Origin of the sequence: Paenarthrobacter nitroguajacolicus (assembly GCF_007786235.1) — a bacterium.
GTDB classification, from domain to species: Bacteria; Actinomycetota; Actinomycetes; order Actinomycetales; family Micrococcaceae; genus Arthrobacter; species Arthrobacter nitroguajacolicus_A.
Genome location: NZ_VNFK01000015.1, coordinates 74,180 through 90,549, shown reverse-complemented (window position 1 = coordinate 90,549; position 16,370 = coordinate 74,180). Strand labels below are relative to the sequence as shown.

Genomic DNA, 16,370 nt, shown 5'->3' with positions numbered 1-16,370 from the left:
GCACAACGCACGACGGCGGGAGGTCGCCGTCGTGCGTCTTTGTCAGCCGCGTGCCGGCTCGCCTAGGCCGTGAAGGCGAGATCCTCCGCCTTCACCCGGAACCGCAACTCCTCCCGGCGGGACAGGCGCAGGGCTTCGTTTACCGCGCTCGCAGCCATCCGCTCGAGTTCGTTGCCGAGGGACCCGGCTACGTGCGGGGTGAGCAGCACGTTGGGGTGCGTGTAGAACCGGGATTCGGCGGGCAACACCCACGGGGTGGTGACGTCCAGGATCGCGTACAAGTCACCTTGTTCCACCCGGACGAGCAGCGCGTCCTGGTCCACCAGTTCACCGCGCGAGGTGTTGATGAACGTGGCGCCGGGCTGCATCCGTTCGATCAGTCCGGCGTGCAAGAGGTTCTTGGTGGAGGGTAACGACGGCGCGTGGAGGCTTACGATGTCGCTGCTCGCCACGAGCTGGTCCAGGCTGACAAGCCCGACACCAAGGGCCGCAGCCTCAGCCGGGGACAGGTAGGGGTCCGAGACCACGACGTCCAGATCATACGGCGCGAGCAGCCGGATAACGTGCCGGCCGATCTTCGAGGCACCAATGATTCCTACGCGTTTGCGGTAGTTGCCCATGTCCGGGAAGAGCTGCTCAGCAAGGACATCGGTCCGCGTGGTGTGCAGGGCGCGGGCGATCTGAAGGACGCGCTTGTTGGCCAGGACGATCATGGCCACGGTGTACTCGGCCACGGGGATGGCGTTGGCATCCGCAGCCGAGCTGATCTGGATGCCGCGTTCCCAGCATGCGTCGCCGATGTGGTGTTTCACGCTGCCTGCGGCATGCAGGACGTACCGCAGGCGGGGTGCTGCATCCAGGACAGCGTCGTCGATCATCGGACAGCCCCACCCGGTGATGAGGATGTCTGCTTCTGCGAGCATGGAACGGCCCGGCACCGACCCAAAATCCTGGATCGGTTCGCGGCTGAGCAGGTTCAAGGCTGGTTCCAACGGGTCAAGGCTGCGCGGCGGAAACACTGCCCGTGCCGTATGGGCGGGCATGGCCAAGGCGACATTCAAGGTCATTTGACGCTCCCTGCGGTGAGGCCGGACTTCCAGAAGCGCTGCAGCATGATGAAGGCCACCAGCAACGGAACGATCGAGAGGAGGGATCCTGTGATGACCATGGGGGTGAACTCAGGCTGCGGGATGGAGTAGCCCTGCCAGATGGAGATGCCCACGCTGACGGGCAGCAGTTGCTGGTCCTGGAGCATCACCAGCGGGAGCATGAAGTTGTTCCAGACGCCCACGAACTGGAACAGGGCGATGGTGATGTAGCCGGGCATCATCATGGGCAGGCCCAGGGAGAAGAAGGACCGGATGGGTCCGGCTCCGTCCACGCGGGCCGCTTCGAGGGTTTCGGCGGGGACGTAAGCGGCCGAGTAGACCCTGGCCAGGTACACGCCGAACGGGTTGCACAAAACCGGGATGAGGATGGCCCAGATGGTGTTGGTGATGCCGAACACCGAGGCCAGCAGGTACATCGGCAGGACGGTTGCAGTGTTGGGAATCAGGACGCCTACCAGGACGATCCCGAAGAATGAATCCTTGCCGCGGAACTGGAACTTGTCGAAGGCGTAGCCGGCCATGACGGAGATGAGCCCGCCGAAGACCGCTCCGAAGGCCGCGTAGAACATGGAGTTTGCCATCCAACGGAGGAAGACCCCGCCGTCCTGGTTCAGCACTGCCGCGATGTTGTCGAAGAAGGCCGGCTCCCCAAAAGCGTAGGCAGCAGTTCCGTAGAGGTCCGCGGTGTTCTTGGTGGAGGCGAAGAACAACCACACCACCGGGAGAACCATGTACGCGCAGCCCAGAATCAGCAGGGCATTCACGGTAAACGAACTGGCGAAGCCGCCGTTGCGGGCAGCCCGACGCCTCTTCGGTGGCCCGGCGGGGGTCGAGGCCCTGGGGCGGGACAACGTTGAGGTGCTCATGCTTTGTTCATCCTTGAGCTGAAGCGGGTAACGGCCCAGGACAGCACGGCGGCCATGAGCGCGATGATGATGGAGGCAGCTGCGGCCTGGTTGAGGTTGTGCCGGTTGAACGCGGCGTCGTAGGCCCACATGTTCGGCACCCAGGTGCTGGTGACGGAGGCCGTGGCCTTCGAGATGATCGACGGCTCGGTGAACAGCTGGAGGGTGCCGATCACGGTGAACAACATGATCACGCTCAGGGCCGGGAGGATCAAAGGCAGTTTGATGCTGAGCGCCGCGCGGATTTCGCCTGCGCCGTCCACGCGGGCAGCTTCCAGGATCTCCCGCGGGACAGCCTGAAGGGCGGTGAAGAGCACGATCACGTTGTAGCCGGTCCACTCCCACACTGCGATATTCACAATGGACGGCAAAATCATCTGGTTGTCCAGGAAGTTCAGTTCAATACCGCCGCTTTCCAGGACGGAGACGATCGGGCTGACACCCGGAGTGTAGAGGTAGGCCCAGATCAAGGCAGCGATGACGCCGGGCACAGCGTGGGGGAGGAAGACCAGGAGCTGGAAGAGCTTCCGGGCACGCGCGACGGCCGCGTCCAGGAGGAGCGCGAACGCCAAGGCGCCGCCCACCATGCAGGGGATGTAGAGCGCGCAGTACATGGCCAGGCGGCCAATACCGCCCACGAAGCTCTCCGACTGCAGTACTTGGAAGTAGTTCTCGAGGCCGACGAATGAGGTCTTGGCTTCGCCGAAGCCCAGCCCGGACTTCTGCTGGGCGAAGAAGCTGAGCACAATCGAGTAGATAACGGGTGCCACCATCGCGAGTGCGAAGACTGCGAAGAATGGTGTGAGGAACAGTGCCGCCGTACGGCCGCCCGTTCCGGACATTGCGCGTTGCTTGCGGGTACTCGCGGCGCCTGTTGTGGTGGGTATTTGCGTAGCCATGATTACTCTCCTCGGGCGGGGGCTTCGTGGTCCCGAAGCCCCCGCCGTTCGGGCCTACTCCTTGACGGAGAGGCCGCTCTGCTTGAGCCCGGCTACCGTCGCGGTCTGGGCAGTGTCCACGGCTTCAAGAACCTTGCCGCCGGTGGTCAGCTTGCCGTAGGCGTCCTTCAGCGCTGTGTTGGTGATGTCCCAGTTGGGACCCCACTGCCAGCCCGGGGTAATGGTGGAGTAGGCCTTGTCGAAGACGGCGTAGATGTCGTTGCCGAAGTAGCTGGCGTCGAACGCTTGCTGCGCTACGGGCGTCAGCCCCGGGAAGGCCAGGAAGGCAGAACCGGTGTTGCCGCGGGCCTTGATGGCGTCCTGGCTGGTAGCCAGGTATTCGACGAACTTGGCCGCGGCGGCCGGATTCTTGCTGCTTTTGGTGATGTTGAAGCTGGAGCCGCCGTAGAACGCATCCGCTGGGGTTCCCCAATTGGGGGCCTCGGCAGCGATCCACTGGCCTTTCTGGCCGCTGGCTTCGGTGCGCTTCTGGATGCCGGTCGCGCTCCAGTTGGCGCCAAGGACACCCACGACGGCGCCACTGGCCAAGTCTGCGGACCATTCGTCACTGAAGGACTGCTGGACCTTGACGATCTTCTGGTCGATCAGCTTCTGCCAGTACGTGGCCACCTTCTGCGTGGCGGCGTCGTTCACGCCCACCTTCCAGCTGTCGCCTTCGGTGCCGAACCACTTTGCCCCGGCCTGCCATGACAGGGCTGCGGTCAGTGCTGCTTCGTTCGGGTTGAAGCTTGCCAGGTAGGCCTCCGGCGCAACGGCCTTGAGCTTCTTTCCGGCTTCTTCGAAGTCCTCCCAGGTCTTGGGTGTCCCGACGCCGGCCTTGTCCAGCATGTCCTTGCGGTACCACATGATCATGGGGGCTGCGTCATAGGGCAGGGCGTAGGTCTGGTCGCCGAACTGCACCAAGGCCTTGGTCTCATCCGTGAGCTTGTCCACGGTTTCGGCCTTGTTGATAAGCCCGTCCAGTGGCTGGAGCTGGCCGTTGCTGACGAACTGCGGCAGCTGCGGGTATTCGATGGTGGCAACATCAGGGCCATTGCCCGCCGTGATCGCGGTGGACAGCTTGGCGTAACCGCCGGCACCACCGTTGGGGATGGTTTCGAAGTTAACCTTGATCTTGCTTTGGCTTGCGTTGAACGCGGCGGCCACCTTGTCCATTCCGGCCATGGACGACCAGAACGTGATGGTGCCGCTGGGATCTTCCGTGGCCGTGGGGGCGGACGTGGCGGACGGGGTACTGCCACAACCGGTGACCAGGGCGGCACTGGCCATCAGGCTGACTGCTCCGAGCAGAAGCTGGCGACGCTTCATTCTGTTCTCCTTTGAAGTTCACGATGCGAAGTCGTGGTGTGCTCTGAGGGCACTTTTGGACTACCACCATGAAATCCACAAAAATGAACATCATCAACAAAGTGAACAGAAATAAACAATCGGCTCGGGGCGCCCTGGGGGTTACACCTGCGTGGAGCCGCGCACTTCCAACGCCGGGGACAGGTTCACCCGCTGCAGCGCGGACGTGCTTCCGCGCCGCGCCCCGATGCGGCTCAGGCACATCACCAAAGCCTGGTGGCCGACGTCGTATTTTGGCGGTGCCACAGCGGTGAGCGGGACGGCGCCGAGGGCGGCGATCTCGTCGTCGTAGGAGACGATGGCGAAGTCTTCCGGCACGCGGATCTGCCGTTCCAGGCACGCGCTGACGAACTGGAGCGCGTCCTCGTCGGTGTGGACAACGGCGGCCGTCACCTCCGCTGATGCGCACCAATCGAGGATCCGGTCCACCAGTTCACGGTGGGCCTGGGGATCGTTTTGGGCGCGGGACATGGCACGCACCATCGAGTCATCGCGGGCATGTCCGGCCCGTTGCATGGCCAGGTGGAAGCCCTCGATGAGTTGCGGGGCGGTGGGGCTGTTCTCACGCAGGCAAATAGCGACTTTCTGGTGCCCGAGGCCCAACAGGTGGTTCACGGCGATCTCCGAGCCGCGGACATGGTCGCTCCGCACGGCTTCGAGCCGGCCGTGGTCCAGGGCGTCGTCGATGGACCGTTCCACCACTACCACCGGCACCTCCGCCTCGGCCAGCAGCTCCAGAGTTTCGGTACCTGCCAACGATTGTCCGCTGGGAGTGATGAGGATTCCATCCACGCCGTGTTCGTAGAGCCGCCGCAGCTGCCGCCGCTCTTCCGCGTCCGAATAGTTGGTGACGCCCAGCACCAAGCGGACGCCCGCTTCCTGCGCGGCGGCTTCAGCGCCGCGGATAACGCCCGGGAAATAGTACGACGCCGACGGCACGATCATCCCGATGGTCGCCAGGGGCCTTCTCCCGCCCGGACGCCAGGATGTGGAGGGCTGCGTCGCGGGTCCAGCGGACGGTTTGCCACCCACCGGGATGGCGCCGCCGTGGACCCTTTCCAGCAGGCCCTGCTCCGCGAGCACCGCAAGGTCCCGCCGCACGGTCATCCCGGAGGTACCCAGTTTCGCCGCGAATTCGCTGGCATTGAGGGAACCGTTCAGGGCGAGTTCCCTCAGGATGAGCTGTTGACGATCCTCGGTCAGCATGCAGGTGTCCGCCTATCAAGTTCACTTGTGTTCAGTTTGTTCATTATGAACCAGAACCCGGCGACTTGGACGCCCGTTGCCTAACTGCCCAGCTGCACCACGGAAATCTCGACGACGGCGGCCCGGGGGAGAAGGTGCCTGCGGATCGCCCCGGCTGCTTTGCGGGTCACGGCCGGAGCAGGGTGGGAAGCACTCACTCCGATCCTGACTTTCACGGCCAGTGTGTCGCCGGTCTCGACCAGGCCGATCAGCGGAAGTTTCTCTCCGGTGACCGCAGCCAGGGCGGCACCGGCTATGGACTGCCACAATGGCTGGGCGGGATAGACCGAGTGGACCCCCTCGACCGCCTGGACGAGGCCGAGCAGTTCCTCGGCCAGGGCGGTTGACACGGCTGCCGACCCGCCCACAGGGGAAGTGTTCGCGGCTTCCAAAAACTCCGTCATGGCTGGTCCTCCGTGTTCAGCGGATCTGTGGTGGCAGGTGTATCGGTGGGCTGGACCGGTGCCGGCGGCTCGAGGACGTCCGTCACGGTGATGTTGATGGTCTGGATGTTCAGTTCTGTCTGGGTTGCCAGCGTCCTCGCCAGCTCGTCACGGAGGGCGGCTGCGCGTTCTTCCATGGGGTGTCCGTACACCACGGCTACTTCCACCTCCACCGTGATGGGGGCTCCCATGATGGTCACCTCTCCCTGCAGCCGGCACTTGCCGGCCGCAGTCCCCGGGAGTGCGTCGGCCACGGACCGGATCAAGGCCGAGACCGCTCCTTCGGATTCCCACAGCGTGTCATCCGGGTGTTCCGCCTGCAAGGGAATGCTCCGTCCGGGCCGCAGTTCCAAGCGCAGGTTGTCCAGGATGGACTGCATCCAGTCGTCGTTGCCTGAGCCCGCGTCTGCTACATCGGACCGGAGCAAATCCCCGCCGAGTTGGGAGAGGTTGCGCAGGGAGGCCAGTGCGGCCTGGCATTCGGGGCACCTCTCCAGGTGCGCGGGATCATCAATCTGTCCCGTATCCAGATAGGCACTGAGATCCGCAAGGCTGTGCCCGCAGTCGAGGGTGTCGTTGGGGGTGTTCATCGCCATTCCTCCATGGTGCGTGCGAGCGTGATCCGTGCCCGGGCCAACCGGCCTCGGACACTGGCGGGGCTGATGTTCAACGTCAGCGCAATCTCCTCGTAGCTCTGGTCATTGAATTCCTTGAGTACCCAACAGCGTCGTTGCTCCTCGGGGAGTGCGGCGAGCGCGGCCTTGAGCGCTTCCACCCGCGAGGCGTTGACGGCGTTGTTTTCCGGATCCTGGGTTCCCGTCCGGGGGCTGTCATCGCGCGGGCTTTCCACGTGGTCCAGATCCACGTGGTTGCGTCGTTTCCTGAGGTGGTCGATGCTGCGGCTACCAAGGATCCTCAAGAGCCAGCCTTTGACGGCGGCAGGCTCCCTCAGGGTGTCCATCTGCTTCCATGCCTGCACCAGCGTTTCCTGGACCACGTCATCGGCGTCGGCGAGGCTGCCCGTCAACCGGCGGGCGGTGGCGCGCATCAGTGGGCCGTGTCGACGTGCGAGCGCTTCGAAAGCTGCCGTGTCACCATCTGCTGCCCGGCCGGCCAGCAAGGCATCCGGAACGAGGTCCAGTTGGTGCTGCGCCGCGGGTGAACCAGTCACGTTCTACCTTCCCAGTGGGGTCGAGGGTCATGGTGGAAAGGGGCCGGCCCCGCAATCGCTGCGGTGCCGGCCCGGGAAAGGCCTACTTCCTGGTGAAGCCCTCTTTGAGCTTCTGGGCGGCATCCTTGATGTTGTCACCGATGTCGGCGGCAGCGTCCTTGACCTTCTCACCTGCTTGCTGGAGTTTTGCCTGGGCCTGATCGTGCTGGCCTTCACGCTCCAGCGACTGGTCGCCGGTCAGTTTTCCGGCACCTTCCTTCGCCGCGCCAAGGTGCTCGGCGGCGGCGTTGTTGATTTTGTCGTTGATTCCCATGGTGTTCCCTTTTCTTTTCAGGCGCGTGCTCTGTGGTGCCGCGCATGGTTTGGTGGAGAGAAATGCGTTCCAGCGGTTACCGTGCACGTCGCGATCCGGACACCTGGGTTCGGGCGCCGCTGGTAATTCGGACCAGGACGGGGATTGGATGTCCCAGCAGGGCATCTATTTCCCGGATGAGTTCTTCGGCGGTGTCGGCAAGTTCCCGCGGTGAGCTTCCCTTGCGGGCTTCCACGCGGAGCCGGAGAGCGGTTCCCCGCCGTGACTCCCACGCCGAAACGGACGTAGCCAGGACGTCCCGGTTCCCGCGGAGGGCTTCCCGGAGTGCTGTGGAGACCAGCCCGACGTCCACTACTGTCCGGCCGCGGGCGTCCCCTGCCCCCTGGGATCCGCCCCGTTCCTCAGCCCCGTCCTGTTGCTCGGCGAGGCGTGGAGTACGTCCCCCGCCTTGGGAGGCGAGCCAGGCCGCGCTGAGGGCGACCCCCACCAGCAGCGCCGCGATTCCTGCCACCAGCCACCAACTCCGCACGGGGTCCGGTAGGGGTGCGGTGTCCACGAGGTTCCGGGCGGAATCGCGGACGGATGAAGCCATTGTTGTCCAGGTATCCGCTGCTCCCGGCAGGGTTCCGGCCGCGATGACTGCGGCGCCGGCACCCAGTAGTGCAAGGCCCAGGAGGGCAAGCAGGATGCGGTTCAGTGCACGGTTTGTTTGCCTCATTGCCCCACTGCTCCTTGGTTCAGTACCCGGACACTCGACGACGCCCGGCGGTCCAGCGCGAAGGCGGCCAGTTCGCCGTCGACCACTGTTGTCACGGACTCAAGGTCCAACGGAACGCCCGACGTCGGACGCACCTGGACGCGTACGGACCGTCCACCGACGGTGGTGGTAGCCTGCCCTGGGGCCAGGCCGGCGGCGAGCCGGGTGGTGTTGGAGAGAGCTGCAGCGATCACGTCGTCGTCCACCACCACGGCGGCGCGCTGGCTCGCCAAGGAGCGTCGGGCTTTCCGGCCCCTGCCCACGGCAAGCCCCAGCAGCAGCAGGCCCAGAATTCCAAGGCCGGCGCCGGTCGCTGCCATTCCCGCCGGGAGCGTGGTGTCCGGAAGGTCCACAAGCCACTGGAGCATCTGCGAGGGGCTTGCCAGCAGCGGCTGGTCCTTAAGGATCCACAGCACTGCTTCCGCTGCGAGCCATAGGAAAACGACCATGAGGACGCAGGCAGAGATGATAGACGGGAGGGCCCGCGACGAGTGCGTTTCCCGGCGGATCATCCGCCGTTGGATTCGGTCTTGGTTCACAGCACTCTCCTTTCATCGACTCGTTCCGTGGATTGATCCTTGGTAGGGGGCTGCTGCTTGGCACCTGCGAGGCGGATATCCACCCGGCCGATCTCCAGGCCGGTCAGCTCCAGGCCGCGGGACACCAGCTGTGTTCGTGCTGCCTGGGCCTGCTGGAAGACGGTGTCCGTGGTTTTCCGCGGTCCCAGAAGCGGCGGGAGTGACAGCTTGACGGAGAGGCTTACCCCGAGCTTCCCGGCGTCGTCCTCCAGTTCGGCTGCCACGTTTCCCGCCCCTATCCGGAACGCCTGGGCGGTGACGGCTTCCAGCGTCTTCCGGAGAGCGTGCTGGGTGATGCGCGTGTGGCCGGCGCGACTCATGATGAGGAGCGCTTGCCCCGCAACGCGTCCAGCACGCCGCGCAGGTCAAGCTTTCCTTCGGCGGAGCGGCCCAGGACAGCCCCGACGCCCATGAACAGTGCCGTCAGCAGGAGGCCCCAGAATCCAAAGGCCAACGCTGCCAGCGCCAGGACCGCACCTATGGCCAGGCCGGTGACGGTGGGGTTCATGCGACCCTCGGCTCACGCTCGGCGTCGTCGGAATCGGCATCCTCGGAGGGAACGTGGATATCGGTGATAGTGATGTTGACCTCGGTGACTTCCATTCCCACGAGGTCTTCGATGGCCGTGTAGACGGCGTCGCGGGCGTTATCGGCCACTTCCTGGAGCGGGTGCGGATACTCGACCACCAGGGTGACGTCTACGGCCACCTGCGTCTGGCCAACTTCAACGTTGACGCCCTGCGTGAGGTCCTTCTGGCCAACCTTTTCGCGGAGGGTTCCGATCGCCCTGGCCGCACCGCCGCCCAAGGCGTGGACGCCGGGGATTTCCTGGATGGCTATGCCGGCGATCTTTGCTACTACGCCATCGGCTACCGTAGTGGCTCCGCGGCCGTCCTTGCCTTTGTCCAGTACCGGCGCCGGGGTGGTGGCGGTTGCGTTCTTTGCGGGTACGTCTGCGGGGGTGTGCGTCTGGGTGGTCATGGCAATCACTCCTGTGTAGTAGATGCTGGCGCTCTTTGCGCCTACATGAAGAAGACGAGGCAACCTCGATCAACCTCACGCTGGATACTGAGTGATGTGCATCACATTTTAGGCGGCGCCCGGGTAGTTCAGTTTTGTTCACTTCGCACCGCGCCCCGCTGCGGACACTTACTGTAAGGAGGCTAGCCACTACGCGCCCCTGCAGGAGACTCATGGCAACCGGCTTCACCATGCCCGCCCCGGATTTTGACCTCAGCCCGATGACCGGGTGGACGCGGCAGCATTGGCTGGCGTTCGCGGATCTACAGTTGCTCGCGGTGCGACCTCACTTTTCCCCGCGGAAGGCGCTGATCGGGCTGGGCGGCAGGCCGTCGTCGTCGGGGGTTTTATCCGACGGGATGGAGGGCTTCGCCCGAACGTTCCTGATGGCGGCGTTCAGGGTGGCTGGGGAGAAGGGGAGCGACCCCCATGGGCATCTTGGCCTGTACCGCGAAGGCCTCCTTGAGGGAACGCAGGCCGGGAGTCCGGAAGCGTGGCTGCCTATTACCGACCGTTCGCAGCCAATGGTGGAGGCTGCGTCCATCGTCCTGGGACTCCAGCTCACCAAACCTTGGCTGTGGGACACGCTCGGCCCTGGAGAACAATCCCGTGTAGCCACCTGGCTGCAGGGCTCCTCGCGGAGCAGTTGCGTGGACAACAACTGGGTCCTTTTCCAAGTGATGATCGCCGAGTTCCTGGCCGGTGCGGGGTTCGAACACGACGAGACCCAGATTGAGCACGGCCTGAAGCGTCTGGAGGACTGGTACGCAGGCGGCGGCTGGTACAGGGACGGGGACAACGACGGCACCGGCGACTTCTTCGACTACTACTGCGGCTGGGCGATGCACCTTTACCCCATCCTGTGGGCAGAGTTCGCCGCGGGCAGGCATCCCGATGCCGATGACCGGCTGGAGGTCTACAGGGGCCGGCTCGCTGCCTTCCTGGAGGATCACGTCCGTTTCTTCGGCTCCAACGGTGCACCTGTCTTCCACGGCCGCTCCCTGATCTACCGCTACGCCGCCGTTGCACCCCTGTTCATGGGGGAGGCGATCTGCGCCACGCCCTTGAACCCGGGCCAGACCCGCCGGCTCGCCAGCGGTGCCGCCCAGTACTTCCTCGACGGCGGAGCGTACGACGGCGGCCTGCCGTCCCTCGGGTGGCTCGGCGAGTTTGAGCCGATGACCCAGGAATACTCCGGTCCGGCCTCCCCGTACTGGACCTCCAAGGCGTTCGTGGGGCTCCTCCTGCCCGCGGACCATCCTGCGTGGACCGCGGTCGAGGAGCCGTCGCCGGTGGAGAACGACGATTGCGTGAAGCGGGTGGAGGGGCCCAATTACGTGCTCCACTCCACGGCCGCCGACGGCATCGCCCGCCTGCTCAACCATGGCAGTGACAAGTACTACGCCCCCGGCCCGGACGACCCCCTCTACCGACGCCTCGCCTACTCAAGCCACACGGCGCCGCTGTTCACAGAGCAGCCGGTGGACAACCACGTCGCCATCCTCAATGACGCAGGAATTCCCAGCCGGCGTGCCAGGATTCACCGCCTCCGGGCAGGGTACAAGCAAGCGGCCAGTTGGCACGCCCCAGTATGGAATGACGCCGACGATCCCGCTGGCTCGCCGTGGCGGGTAGCCACGGGAACTGCCGCGGCAAATGGATACGAACTGCGGGTGCATGCCATTACTGCCCCGACCGGTTCAATCCAGACGGTCCGCGAGGGCGGCTACGCCCTTGCCGGCACCGTCCCGGTGGACCAGCAGGACGGATTCCTTCGTACCCCGGCACTGCGAACAGCCGTCTGGCCGCTCCACGGCTACTCAAGCAGCGGGATCTTCCGAGCGGAAGGCGTTTCGCCTTTGGGGGAGCATGCCGCGTGCAGCTATCTTGAGGGCCGGTTGTTGGGCGAACGCAGCTGCTTCGCCTCTCTGGTGTACCTCGGAGGCGAGGCCGACGCCCCGGTTCCTGCCGCCGTCGAGCCCTTTGCGGCTTTCGAGATCAACGACGACGGCACGCGCGTGAGTGCCCGGCTCACCTTGGCCCCAGGGCAGGTTCTGGAGGTGCTGTTCGAGTTCTGAGGTGCAGGCTGAAAGCTTGAGCCAATCTTGAGATGACCCGGCGTCGTTCTTGAGGACCCCATCCGATGGTTGAAACATCAGCCAATGGAGCTGATGGGAACTTCCAGGAAGGACGACCGAAATGACTGAGCAGATCTCCGCCAAGTCCATGAACACCGGCGCTGCCTACGTGAAGACCGATGCCCATGGCGGTGTCGTGGAGACTGGCCGCCAGGCAGGGGAAGTTCCCGGCCAGGCCCGTGCAGTCGTGGCCGTCCGTGAGCAATTCAACCCCCTCGGCGCAGGGCTTCGGAGCATCTGGCCGCAGTCGGTGGTCGGGTTCTAGGGACCTTTCATTTTCTGGGCGGGCAGGCACCTCAGGTGCCTGCCCAAGGTCGTTAAGCTCGCGGTGGTTGGGGTCGTGGCTTTGGCGGGGTTCGGGTGGCACGATGGTGTGCAGACGGCATAACTAAGGAGGCTTGTCATCAAGGAAGAGATGAGAAAGGCCGCCGACATGGCCGAGGAAGCCTCGAACTCGCGCACCTTTGCGGTTGTTGCCCGGGCGGGGTACGTCGTAAGCGGCTTGTTGCACATACTTATAGGCGCCATCGCCCTCCAACTTGCGGTGGGCCGTGGCGGCGAAGCCGATGTGTCCGGAGCTGTCGCATCGTTGGCCAGCCAACCAGCCGGGCCCTTCCTGTTATGGGCATGCTTCGCTGCGTGTGCAGCCCTCGCTTTATGGCAATTGGGGAACGCCATCCTGGGGCAGAGGACAGGGTCCAACAAACTCGGCAAGAGGCTCTCGGCGGTGGGACAGGCGATGGTGTTTGCCGCCCTTGCTGCCACCATCATTTCGTTCGTCGTAGGCAAAGGGCAGAACAGTCGGGAAAGTTCCAGCGACGTTACCGTCACGCTGATGAAGGCGCCCTTCGGGATGTTCCTGCTCATCGCTGTCGGCGCCGGGATCGCGATCACGGGCATTGTGTTTGCCGTGCGGGGATTTCGGCAGACTTTCACCAAAGACCTCTCACTCTCGTCTGCCCGGACGGTACGGAAGTTCCAGGTGGGCGTGGGCGTGGTGGGGTACATCGCCAAGGGGATCGCCCTTTTCCTGGTTGGCCTGTTGGTGGTCATCGCCACAGTCCGGGCGCAGCCCGAACAATCAACTGGACTCGACGGAAGCCTCAAGGCGCTGAGGGAACAGCCCTATGGGCCGTATCTCTTGGCCGCCGTAGCGTTGGGGCTTATTGCTTACGGACTGTTCCTGATGGTGAAGGCCAGGACGCTCCGGACCTGACGCCACGGGTTTAGGGCTGCCGGCCCGTGGGTACAGGCAGGAGGACCGCTGGGTACAGGCAATGAGAACTGTGCAATCTGAAGCAGTGCAATCTGAAAAGGGGCAGAACCATGACTCAGGATGATCCAAACCAGAAGCCGCAGGCAGACGGGCACAAGCTCACCTCCGCACCGTCCGACCCCCGGAGTGGTTACCACACCGGTAAATTCCCGCAGCAGGAACAGCAACAGCCGGGGCTTACCAAGCCCTTGGAACCCCAACCGGACCACGGCGAGAAGAGCTATGTGGGACACGGCCGGTTGCGGGGCAAGACGGCGCTCATCACGGGCGGCGACTCCGGCATCGGTGCAGCCGTGGCTATTGCCTACGCCCGTGAAGGCGCCAACGTGGCCATCAGCTACCTTCCGGAGGAAGAGGAAGACGCACAGTCGACGGCGGAATGGATCCGTGAGTGCGGCGCCCAGGTTTTGCTGCTGCCCGGCGACGCCCGGGACGAAGGTTTCGCGACCGACATCGTGGAGCGTACCGTGCAGGAACTAGGTGGCCTCAACGTAGTGGTGTTGAACGCGGCCTACCAAAAGAACCGCGAGGGTTTGGAGACCATCCCCACCGAGGAGTTCGACCGCGTCTTCAAGACCAACCTCTACTCGCTCATCTGGACGGCGCAAGCGGCGATTCCACATCTACGTCCCGGTGCGTCCATCATCGTCACGGCATCCATCCAGGCCTTCAATCCGTCAGCCCAGCTGGTTGATTACGCCATGACCAAAGCGGCCCAAGTGGCCTTCACCAAGGCCATGGCTGAGGAACTTGGACCCAAGGGAATCCGAGTCAATGCCGTGGCCCCGGGACCCATCTGGACACCCCTGATCCCTGCTACGGAATGGCCGGACAAGCTGCCCACTTTCGGGCAGGACACTCCGCTGGGCCGGGCCGGACAGCCGGCTGAGTTGGCCCCCGCGTACGTCTTGCTGGCATCCGACGAGGGTTCCTACATGTCCGGAGCAGTGCTGCCCGTCACGGGCGGCAAAGGACTCTGAGACTCGATGGGGATCCACAGCTCCCCACGTCCATGGCTACCTCCAGCTTCCACGTGGACGCTGAGCAGTTCTGGTCCGGGTGCCCACCTGTACGGGTTGGCAGGAAACCACTCCGTTGCAGCGTCCGCCCACATGTTTTGAAGAACTTCCGGGAACTTTCCTTCGGTTGTGAAGACCACCCACAACCCAGCTGGCACCTCAAGGGAGTCGAAACCCTCAGGCGCCGGCTGAGTGGACGCCACTGCGTGCCAGTAGTCCAGGTTGCTTCCTTCGGTGCGCTGTTCATCGATGTTGTCCGTGACCGACAGCGGTCCTGATGGATCGGTATCCGCGAACTCCAGCATGCGCTTGGTGACTGCCGGATCCAGGCTTCGCTGGAAGTCGATGATGGCTTGGTTGGGCCCGGAGTGGACCAGCGGGACACGTGCTTTCAAGCCAATCAGGCGGAAAGCTGCCTTCTTCACTATGCGGTGCTTCATGTCGGTATTCCCTTCGATTCGGAGGTGGAACCTCAGCTGAGGTTGGGAATGAAGTACCGCGCCGGGGCGCCGCGCCTCGGTAGGCGTCAGCCCGTGCATGGCCCTGAACGCCCGCGTGAACGCTTCTGCTGATCCGTATCCGTAGCGAACGGCGACGTCCAAGACTGTATCGCCGTCCAGGATCTCCGCAGTGGCGGCCGTCAGGCGGCGCCGGCGGATGTACTCCGAGACGGGAATCCCCGCCAAGGAGGAAAACATCCGGCGGAAGTGATACTCGGACGTGAGGGCGGTCCGCGCCAACGCACCCACCTCTACCTCCGCAGTCAGGTCCTGCTCAATGAGTTCGATCGCTTGGTTCCATTCGCGCACGGCTATCTCCATTCCTCCACCGACGCTACGCGGACAGCTCCGCAGTTGCCCCGACAATCCATGCCCGAAAGTATCAGGCTCCCGGCACAACGAAAGAACCCGGAGGCTGCAGTCGCAGTCTCCGGGTTCTTTGCTGATATTCAGCTGTTACTGGCCGCTTGAGCCAGATGCTTCGTCGTCCGGTTCGGAGGAGAATGGACGATCCTTGGGGGTGTCCTCCGTGTTGTGCTCGTCGAGTTCCGCGTCCGCTGATGGGACGGTCTTCTCGGCGTAGTCACCCTCGGTGTAGTCACCACCGGCGTCGTCCTTCAACGCTTCCGGTGACGCACCTGCGTCGCCGTAGTCGCCCTCGGAATACTGACCTTCGCGTTCGTCGGCGTTGGCATCACGATTCTGGTTGTTAGCCATGGTGTGCCTTACGGCCAGTGACCAGGCCGTAGATCAGCAGCACGATGATCGAGCCGCCGATAGCCAGGAGCCACGTGGTGAGGGAGAAGAATTCCTGAAGGCCGGTGCCGAAGATGAGGCCACCGATCCAGCCGCCCAGCAGAGCGCCGACGACGCCCAACAGGAGGGTGATCAGCCAGCCGCCACCCTGGCGGCCGGGAAGAATAAGCTTTGCGATAGCGCCAGCCAAAAGGCCGAGCAGAAGAAAACCAAAGAAACCCATTTTTGCTCCTACTTTCTTGTTATGGAAATTCCATGAACGTGATGAAGCGAGTAAGTTCACCGGGTGCCTGTTCCAAGCTGTAGGCACCGTAATGGGGCCCCTGGAGGCCCTATGGAATTGGGGGAGTGGAACGATTTATGCAACCCCGATGAATTTGTTATATGCAGCCAATAAAGCACTCCTGCCGATTGGGTCGGACTCGGTACTACACCAGTAACGCTAGCCGCTCAGCTGGCTAGTAGCAAGTAACCTGACTATTAGGCTGCCCTTGGCCCCAAGCCCGGGGATGCGCGGATTCGAGGCCTAACGGCCCTCCAAAGAGTCCTTGACGCCCTTAGCGGCGTCCTTGGCTTTCTCGCCGGCCTGCTTCAGATTTGCCGTTGTTTGCTCTGCCTGACCTTCGGCCTGAAGGTCCCTGTCACCCGAAGCCTGGCCGGTCTTTTCCTTGACCTTGCCAACTGCTTCTTCAGTGGCGTTCTTAATCTTGTCACCCAGTCCCATGGTTTTCACTCCTCGGGTTGTGATGTGGTTACTCCCTGCGGTTATCCGCTGGATGGCATAACATTTTAGTGAACTCTTTTATTTCGGCAAATCTGTATTAACTTGTCCAC

22 protein-coding genes are annotated in these 16,370 nt (G+C 63.7%); 4 read left to right on the top strand and 18 right to left on the bottom strand.

Going from position 1 to position 16,370, the window contains the following annotated elements; translation table 11 throughout:
- Positions 1–62: 62 nt before the first annotated feature.
- The 14 genes from FQP90_RS17485 to FQP90_RS17420 form a co-directional block, all read right to left on the bottom strand.
- Complete coding sequence (locus FQP90_RS17485) at positions 63–1,067, bottom strand: hydroxyacid dehydrogenase (RefSeq protein WP_144652343.1); 1,005 nt, start codon at positions 1,065–1,067, stop codon at positions 63–65.
- Positions 1,064–1,975, bottom strand: coding sequence for a carbohydrate ABC transporter permease (locus FQP90_RS17480; RefSeq protein WP_144652342.1), 912 nt, complete (start codon positions 1,973–1,975; stop codon positions 1,064–1,066). The genes FQP90_RS17485 and FQP90_RS17480 overlap by 4 nt, the downstream gene beginning before the upstream one ends.
- Complete coding sequence (locus FQP90_RS17475; protein WP_144652341.1) at positions 1,972–2,913, bottom strand: carbohydrate ABC transporter permease; 942 nt, start codon at positions 2,911–2,913, stop codon at positions 1,972–1,974. The genes FQP90_RS17480 and FQP90_RS17475 overlap by 4 nt, the downstream gene beginning before the upstream one ends.
- 54 nt (positions 2,914–2,967) lie before the next feature.
- Positions 2,968–4,281 (bottom strand): ABC transporter substrate-binding protein, encoded by a 1,314-nt coding sequence (locus tag FQP90_RS17470; RefSeq protein ID WP_144652340.1) that lies wholly within the window; start codon positions 4,279–4,281, stop codon positions 2,968–2,970.
- 141 nt (positions 4,282–4,422) lie between these two features.
- Positions 4,423–5,526, bottom strand: coding sequence for a substrate-binding domain-containing protein (locus tag FQP90_RS17465; RefSeq protein WP_144652339.1), 1,104 nt, complete (start codon positions 5,524–5,526; stop codon positions 4,423–4,425).
- A gap of 80 nt (positions 5,527–5,606) precedes the next feature.
- Entirely contained in the window at positions 5,607–5,969 is a 363-nt protein-coding gene (locus FQP90_RS17460; RefSeq protein WP_144652338.1) for a hypothetical protein, read from the bottom strand.
- Positions 5,966–6,598, bottom strand: a complete 633-nt coding sequence (locus FQP90_RS17455) for an Asp23/Gls24 family envelope stress response protein (protein ID WP_144652337.1) — start codon at positions 6,596–6,598, stop codon at positions 5,966–5,968. Before FQP90_RS17455 ends, FQP90_RS17460 begins: the two co-directional genes overlap by 4 nt.
- Positions 6,595–7,179 (bottom strand): RNA polymerase sigma factor, encoded by a 585-nt coding sequence (locus FQP90_RS17450; RefSeq protein WP_144652336.1) that lies wholly within the window; start codon positions 7,177–7,179, stop codon positions 6,595–6,597. The genes FQP90_RS17455 and FQP90_RS17450 overlap by 4 nt, the downstream gene beginning before the upstream one ends.
- Before the next feature lie 82 nt (positions 7,180–7,261).
- Positions 7,262–7,492, bottom strand: a complete 231-nt coding sequence (locus tag FQP90_RS17445; protein ID WP_144652335.1) for a CsbD family protein — start codon at positions 7,490–7,492, stop codon at positions 7,262–7,264.
- A gap of 76 nt (positions 7,493–7,568) precedes the next feature.
- Positions 7,569–8,210: a hypothetical protein gene (locus FQP90_RS17440; protein ID WP_144652334.1), complete on the bottom strand. Its 642-nt coding sequence runs from the start codon at positions 8,208–8,210 to the stop codon at positions 7,569–7,571.
- Positions 8,207–8,788: a hypothetical protein gene (locus FQP90_RS17435; RefSeq protein ID WP_144652333.1), complete on the bottom strand. Its 582-nt coding sequence runs from the start codon at positions 8,786–8,788 to the stop codon at positions 8,207–8,209. The genes FQP90_RS17440 and FQP90_RS17435 overlap by 4 nt, the downstream gene beginning before the upstream one ends.
- Positions 8,785–9,147, bottom strand: a complete 363-nt coding sequence (locus FQP90_RS17430; RefSeq protein ID WP_144652332.1) for a hypothetical protein — start codon at positions 9,145–9,147, stop codon at positions 8,785–8,787. The genes FQP90_RS17435 and FQP90_RS17430 overlap by 4 nt, the downstream gene beginning before the upstream one ends.
- The gene (locus FQP90_RS17425) at positions 9,144–9,335 is read right to left on the bottom strand and encodes a DUF2273 domain-containing protein (protein WP_144652331.1); all 192 of its coding nucleotides are present in this window, start codon (positions 9,333–9,335) and stop codon (positions 9,144–9,146) included. The genes FQP90_RS17430 and FQP90_RS17425 overlap by 4 nt, the downstream gene beginning before the upstream one ends.
- Positions 9,332–9,808 carry an Asp23/Gls24 family envelope stress response protein gene (locus FQP90_RS17420; protein ID WP_144652330.1) on the bottom strand — a complete coding sequence of 159 codons (477 nt, stop codon included), beginning with the start codon at positions 9,806–9,808 and terminating at the stop codon, positions 9,332–9,334. Before FQP90_RS17420 ends, FQP90_RS17425 begins: the two co-directional genes overlap by 4 nt.
- A 212-nt stretch (positions 9,809–10,020) precedes the next feature.
- Between FQP90_RS17420 and FQP90_RS17415 the strand changes: the two genes are divergently transcribed.
- From FQP90_RS17415 to FQP90_RS17400, 4 genes are all read left to right on the top strand, one after another.
- Entirely contained in the window at positions 10,021–11,925 is a 1,905-nt protein-coding gene (locus FQP90_RS17415; protein ID WP_144652329.1) for a DUF2264 domain-containing protein, read from the top strand.
- 121 nt (positions 11,926–12,046) lie between these two features.
- Positions 12,047–12,250 (top strand): hypothetical protein, encoded by a 204-nt coding sequence (locus FQP90_RS17410; RefSeq protein WP_144652328.1) that lies wholly within the window; start codon positions 12,047–12,049, stop codon positions 12,248–12,250.
- 150 nt (positions 12,251–12,400) lie between these two features.
- Positions 12,401–13,201 (top strand): DUF1206 domain-containing protein, encoded by an 801-nt coding sequence (locus tag FQP90_RS17405; RefSeq protein WP_144652327.1) that lies wholly within the window; start codon positions 12,401–12,403, stop codon positions 13,199–13,201.
- Between the two features lie 110 nt (positions 13,202–13,311).
- Positions 13,312–14,241 carry an SDR family oxidoreductase gene (locus FQP90_RS17400; RefSeq protein WP_144652326.1) on the top strand — a complete coding sequence of 310 codons (930 nt, stop codon included), beginning with the start codon at positions 13,312–13,314 and terminating at the stop codon, positions 14,239–14,241.
- Here the strand turns inward: FQP90_RS17400 and FQP90_RS17395 are convergent.
- The 4 genes from FQP90_RS17395 to FQP90_RS17380 all read right to left on the bottom strand — a co-directional run bounded on the left by FQP90_RS17395 (position 14,193) and on the right by FQP90_RS17380 (position 16,260).
- A complete protein-coding gene (locus FQP90_RS17395) occupies positions 14,193–15,089 on the bottom strand; it encodes an AraC family transcriptional regulator (protein WP_144652325.1) in 897 nt (298 codons plus the stop codon). The two genes, FQP90_RS17400 and FQP90_RS17395, sit on opposite strands and share 49 nt — an antisense overlap.
- Before the next feature lie 147 nt (positions 15,090–15,236).
- Positions 15,237–15,497 carry a hypothetical protein gene (locus FQP90_RS17390; protein WP_144652324.1) on the bottom strand — a complete coding sequence of 87 codons (261 nt, stop codon included), beginning with the start codon at positions 15,495–15,497 and terminating at the stop codon, positions 15,237–15,239.
- Positions 15,490–15,759, bottom strand: a complete 270-nt coding sequence (locus FQP90_RS17385; RefSeq protein WP_011776522.1) for a GlsB/YeaQ/YmgE family stress response membrane protein — start codon at positions 15,757–15,759, stop codon at positions 15,490–15,492. Before FQP90_RS17385 ends, FQP90_RS17390 begins: the two co-directional genes overlap by 8 nt.
- 303 nt (positions 15,760–16,062) lie before the next feature.
- Positions 16,063–16,260, bottom strand: a complete 198-nt coding sequence (locus tag FQP90_RS17380; protein ID WP_144652323.1) for a CsbD family protein — start codon at positions 16,258–16,260, stop codon at positions 16,063–16,065.
- Positions 16,261–16,370: the final 110 nt, after the last annotated feature.

Bases quoted from the DNA above. Each gene is read 5' to 3' on its own strand.
- FQP90_RS17380 (WP_144652323.1), bottom strand. From the start codon at position 16,260: ATGGGACTGGGTGACAAGATTAAGAACGCCACTGAAGAAGCAGTTGGC.
- FQP90_RS17420 (WP_144652330.1), bottom strand. From the start codon at position 9,808: ATGACCACCCAGACGCACACCCCCGCAGACGTACCCGCAAAGAACGCA.
- FQP90_RS17485 (WP_144652343.1), bottom strand. From the start codon at position 1,067: ATGACCTTGAATGTCGCCTTGGCCATGCCCGCCCATACGGCACGGGCA.
- FQP90_RS17470 (WP_144652340.1), bottom strand. From the start codon at position 4,281: ATGAAGCGTCGCCAGCTTCTGCTCGGAGCAGTCAGCCTGATGGCCAGT.
- FQP90_RS17405 (WP_144652327.1), top strand. From the start codon at position 12,401: ATGAGAAAGGCCGCCGACATGGCCGAGGAAGCCTCGAACTCGCGCACC.
- FQP90_RS17415 (WP_144652329.1), top strand. From the start codon at position 10,021: ATGGCAACCGGCTTCACCATGCCCGCCCCGGATTTTGACCTCAGCCCG.
- FQP90_RS17425 (WP_144652331.1), bottom strand. From the start codon at position 9,335: ATGAACCCCACCGTCACCGGCCTGGCCATAGGTGCGGTCCTGGCGCTG.
- FQP90_RS17440 (WP_144652334.1), bottom strand. From the start codon at position 8,210: ATGAGGCAAACAAACCGTGCACTGAACCGCATCCTGCTTGCCCTCCTG.
- FQP90_RS17460 (WP_144652338.1), bottom strand. From the start codon at position 5,969: ATGACGGAGTTTTTGGAAGCCGCGAACACTTCCCCTGTGGGCGGGTCG.
- FQP90_RS17475 (WP_144652341.1), bottom strand. From the start codon at position 2,913: ATGGCTACGCAAATACCCACCACAACAGGCGCCGCGAGTACCCGCAAG.
- FQP90_RS17465 (WP_144652339.1), bottom strand. From the start codon at position 5,526: ATGCTGACCGAGGATCGTCAACAGCTCATCCTGAGGGAACTCGCCCTG.
- FQP90_RS17445 (WP_144652335.1), bottom strand. From the start codon at position 7,492: ATGGGAATCAACGACAAAATCAACAACGCCGCCGCCGAGCACCTTGGC.
- FQP90_RS17430 (WP_144652332.1), bottom strand. From the start codon at position 9,147: ATGAGTCGCGCCGGCCACACGCGCATCACCCAGCACGCTCTCCGGAAG.
- FQP90_RS17455 (WP_144652337.1), bottom strand. From the start codon at position 6,598: ATGAACACCCCCAACGACACCCTCGACTGCGGGCACAGCCTTGCGGAT.
- FQP90_RS17385 (WP_011776522.1), bottom strand. From the start codon at position 15,759: ATGGGTTTCTTTGGTTTTCTTCTGCTCGGCCTTTTGGCTGGCGCTATC.
- FQP90_RS17480 (WP_144652342.1), bottom strand. From the start codon at position 1,975: ATGAGCACCTCAACGTTGTCCCGCCCCAGGGCCTCGACCCCCGCCGGG.
- FQP90_RS17410 (WP_144652328.1), top strand. From the start codon at position 12,047: ATGACTGAGCAGATCTCCGCCAAGTCCATGAACACCGGCGCTGCCTAC.
- FQP90_RS17400 (WP_144652326.1), top strand. From the start codon at position 13,312: ATGACTCAGGATGATCCAAACCAGAAGCCGCAGGCAGACGGGCACAAG.
- FQP90_RS17390 (WP_144652324.1), bottom strand. From the start codon at position 15,497: ATGGCTAACAACCAGAATCGTGATGCCAACGCCGACGAACGCGAAGGT.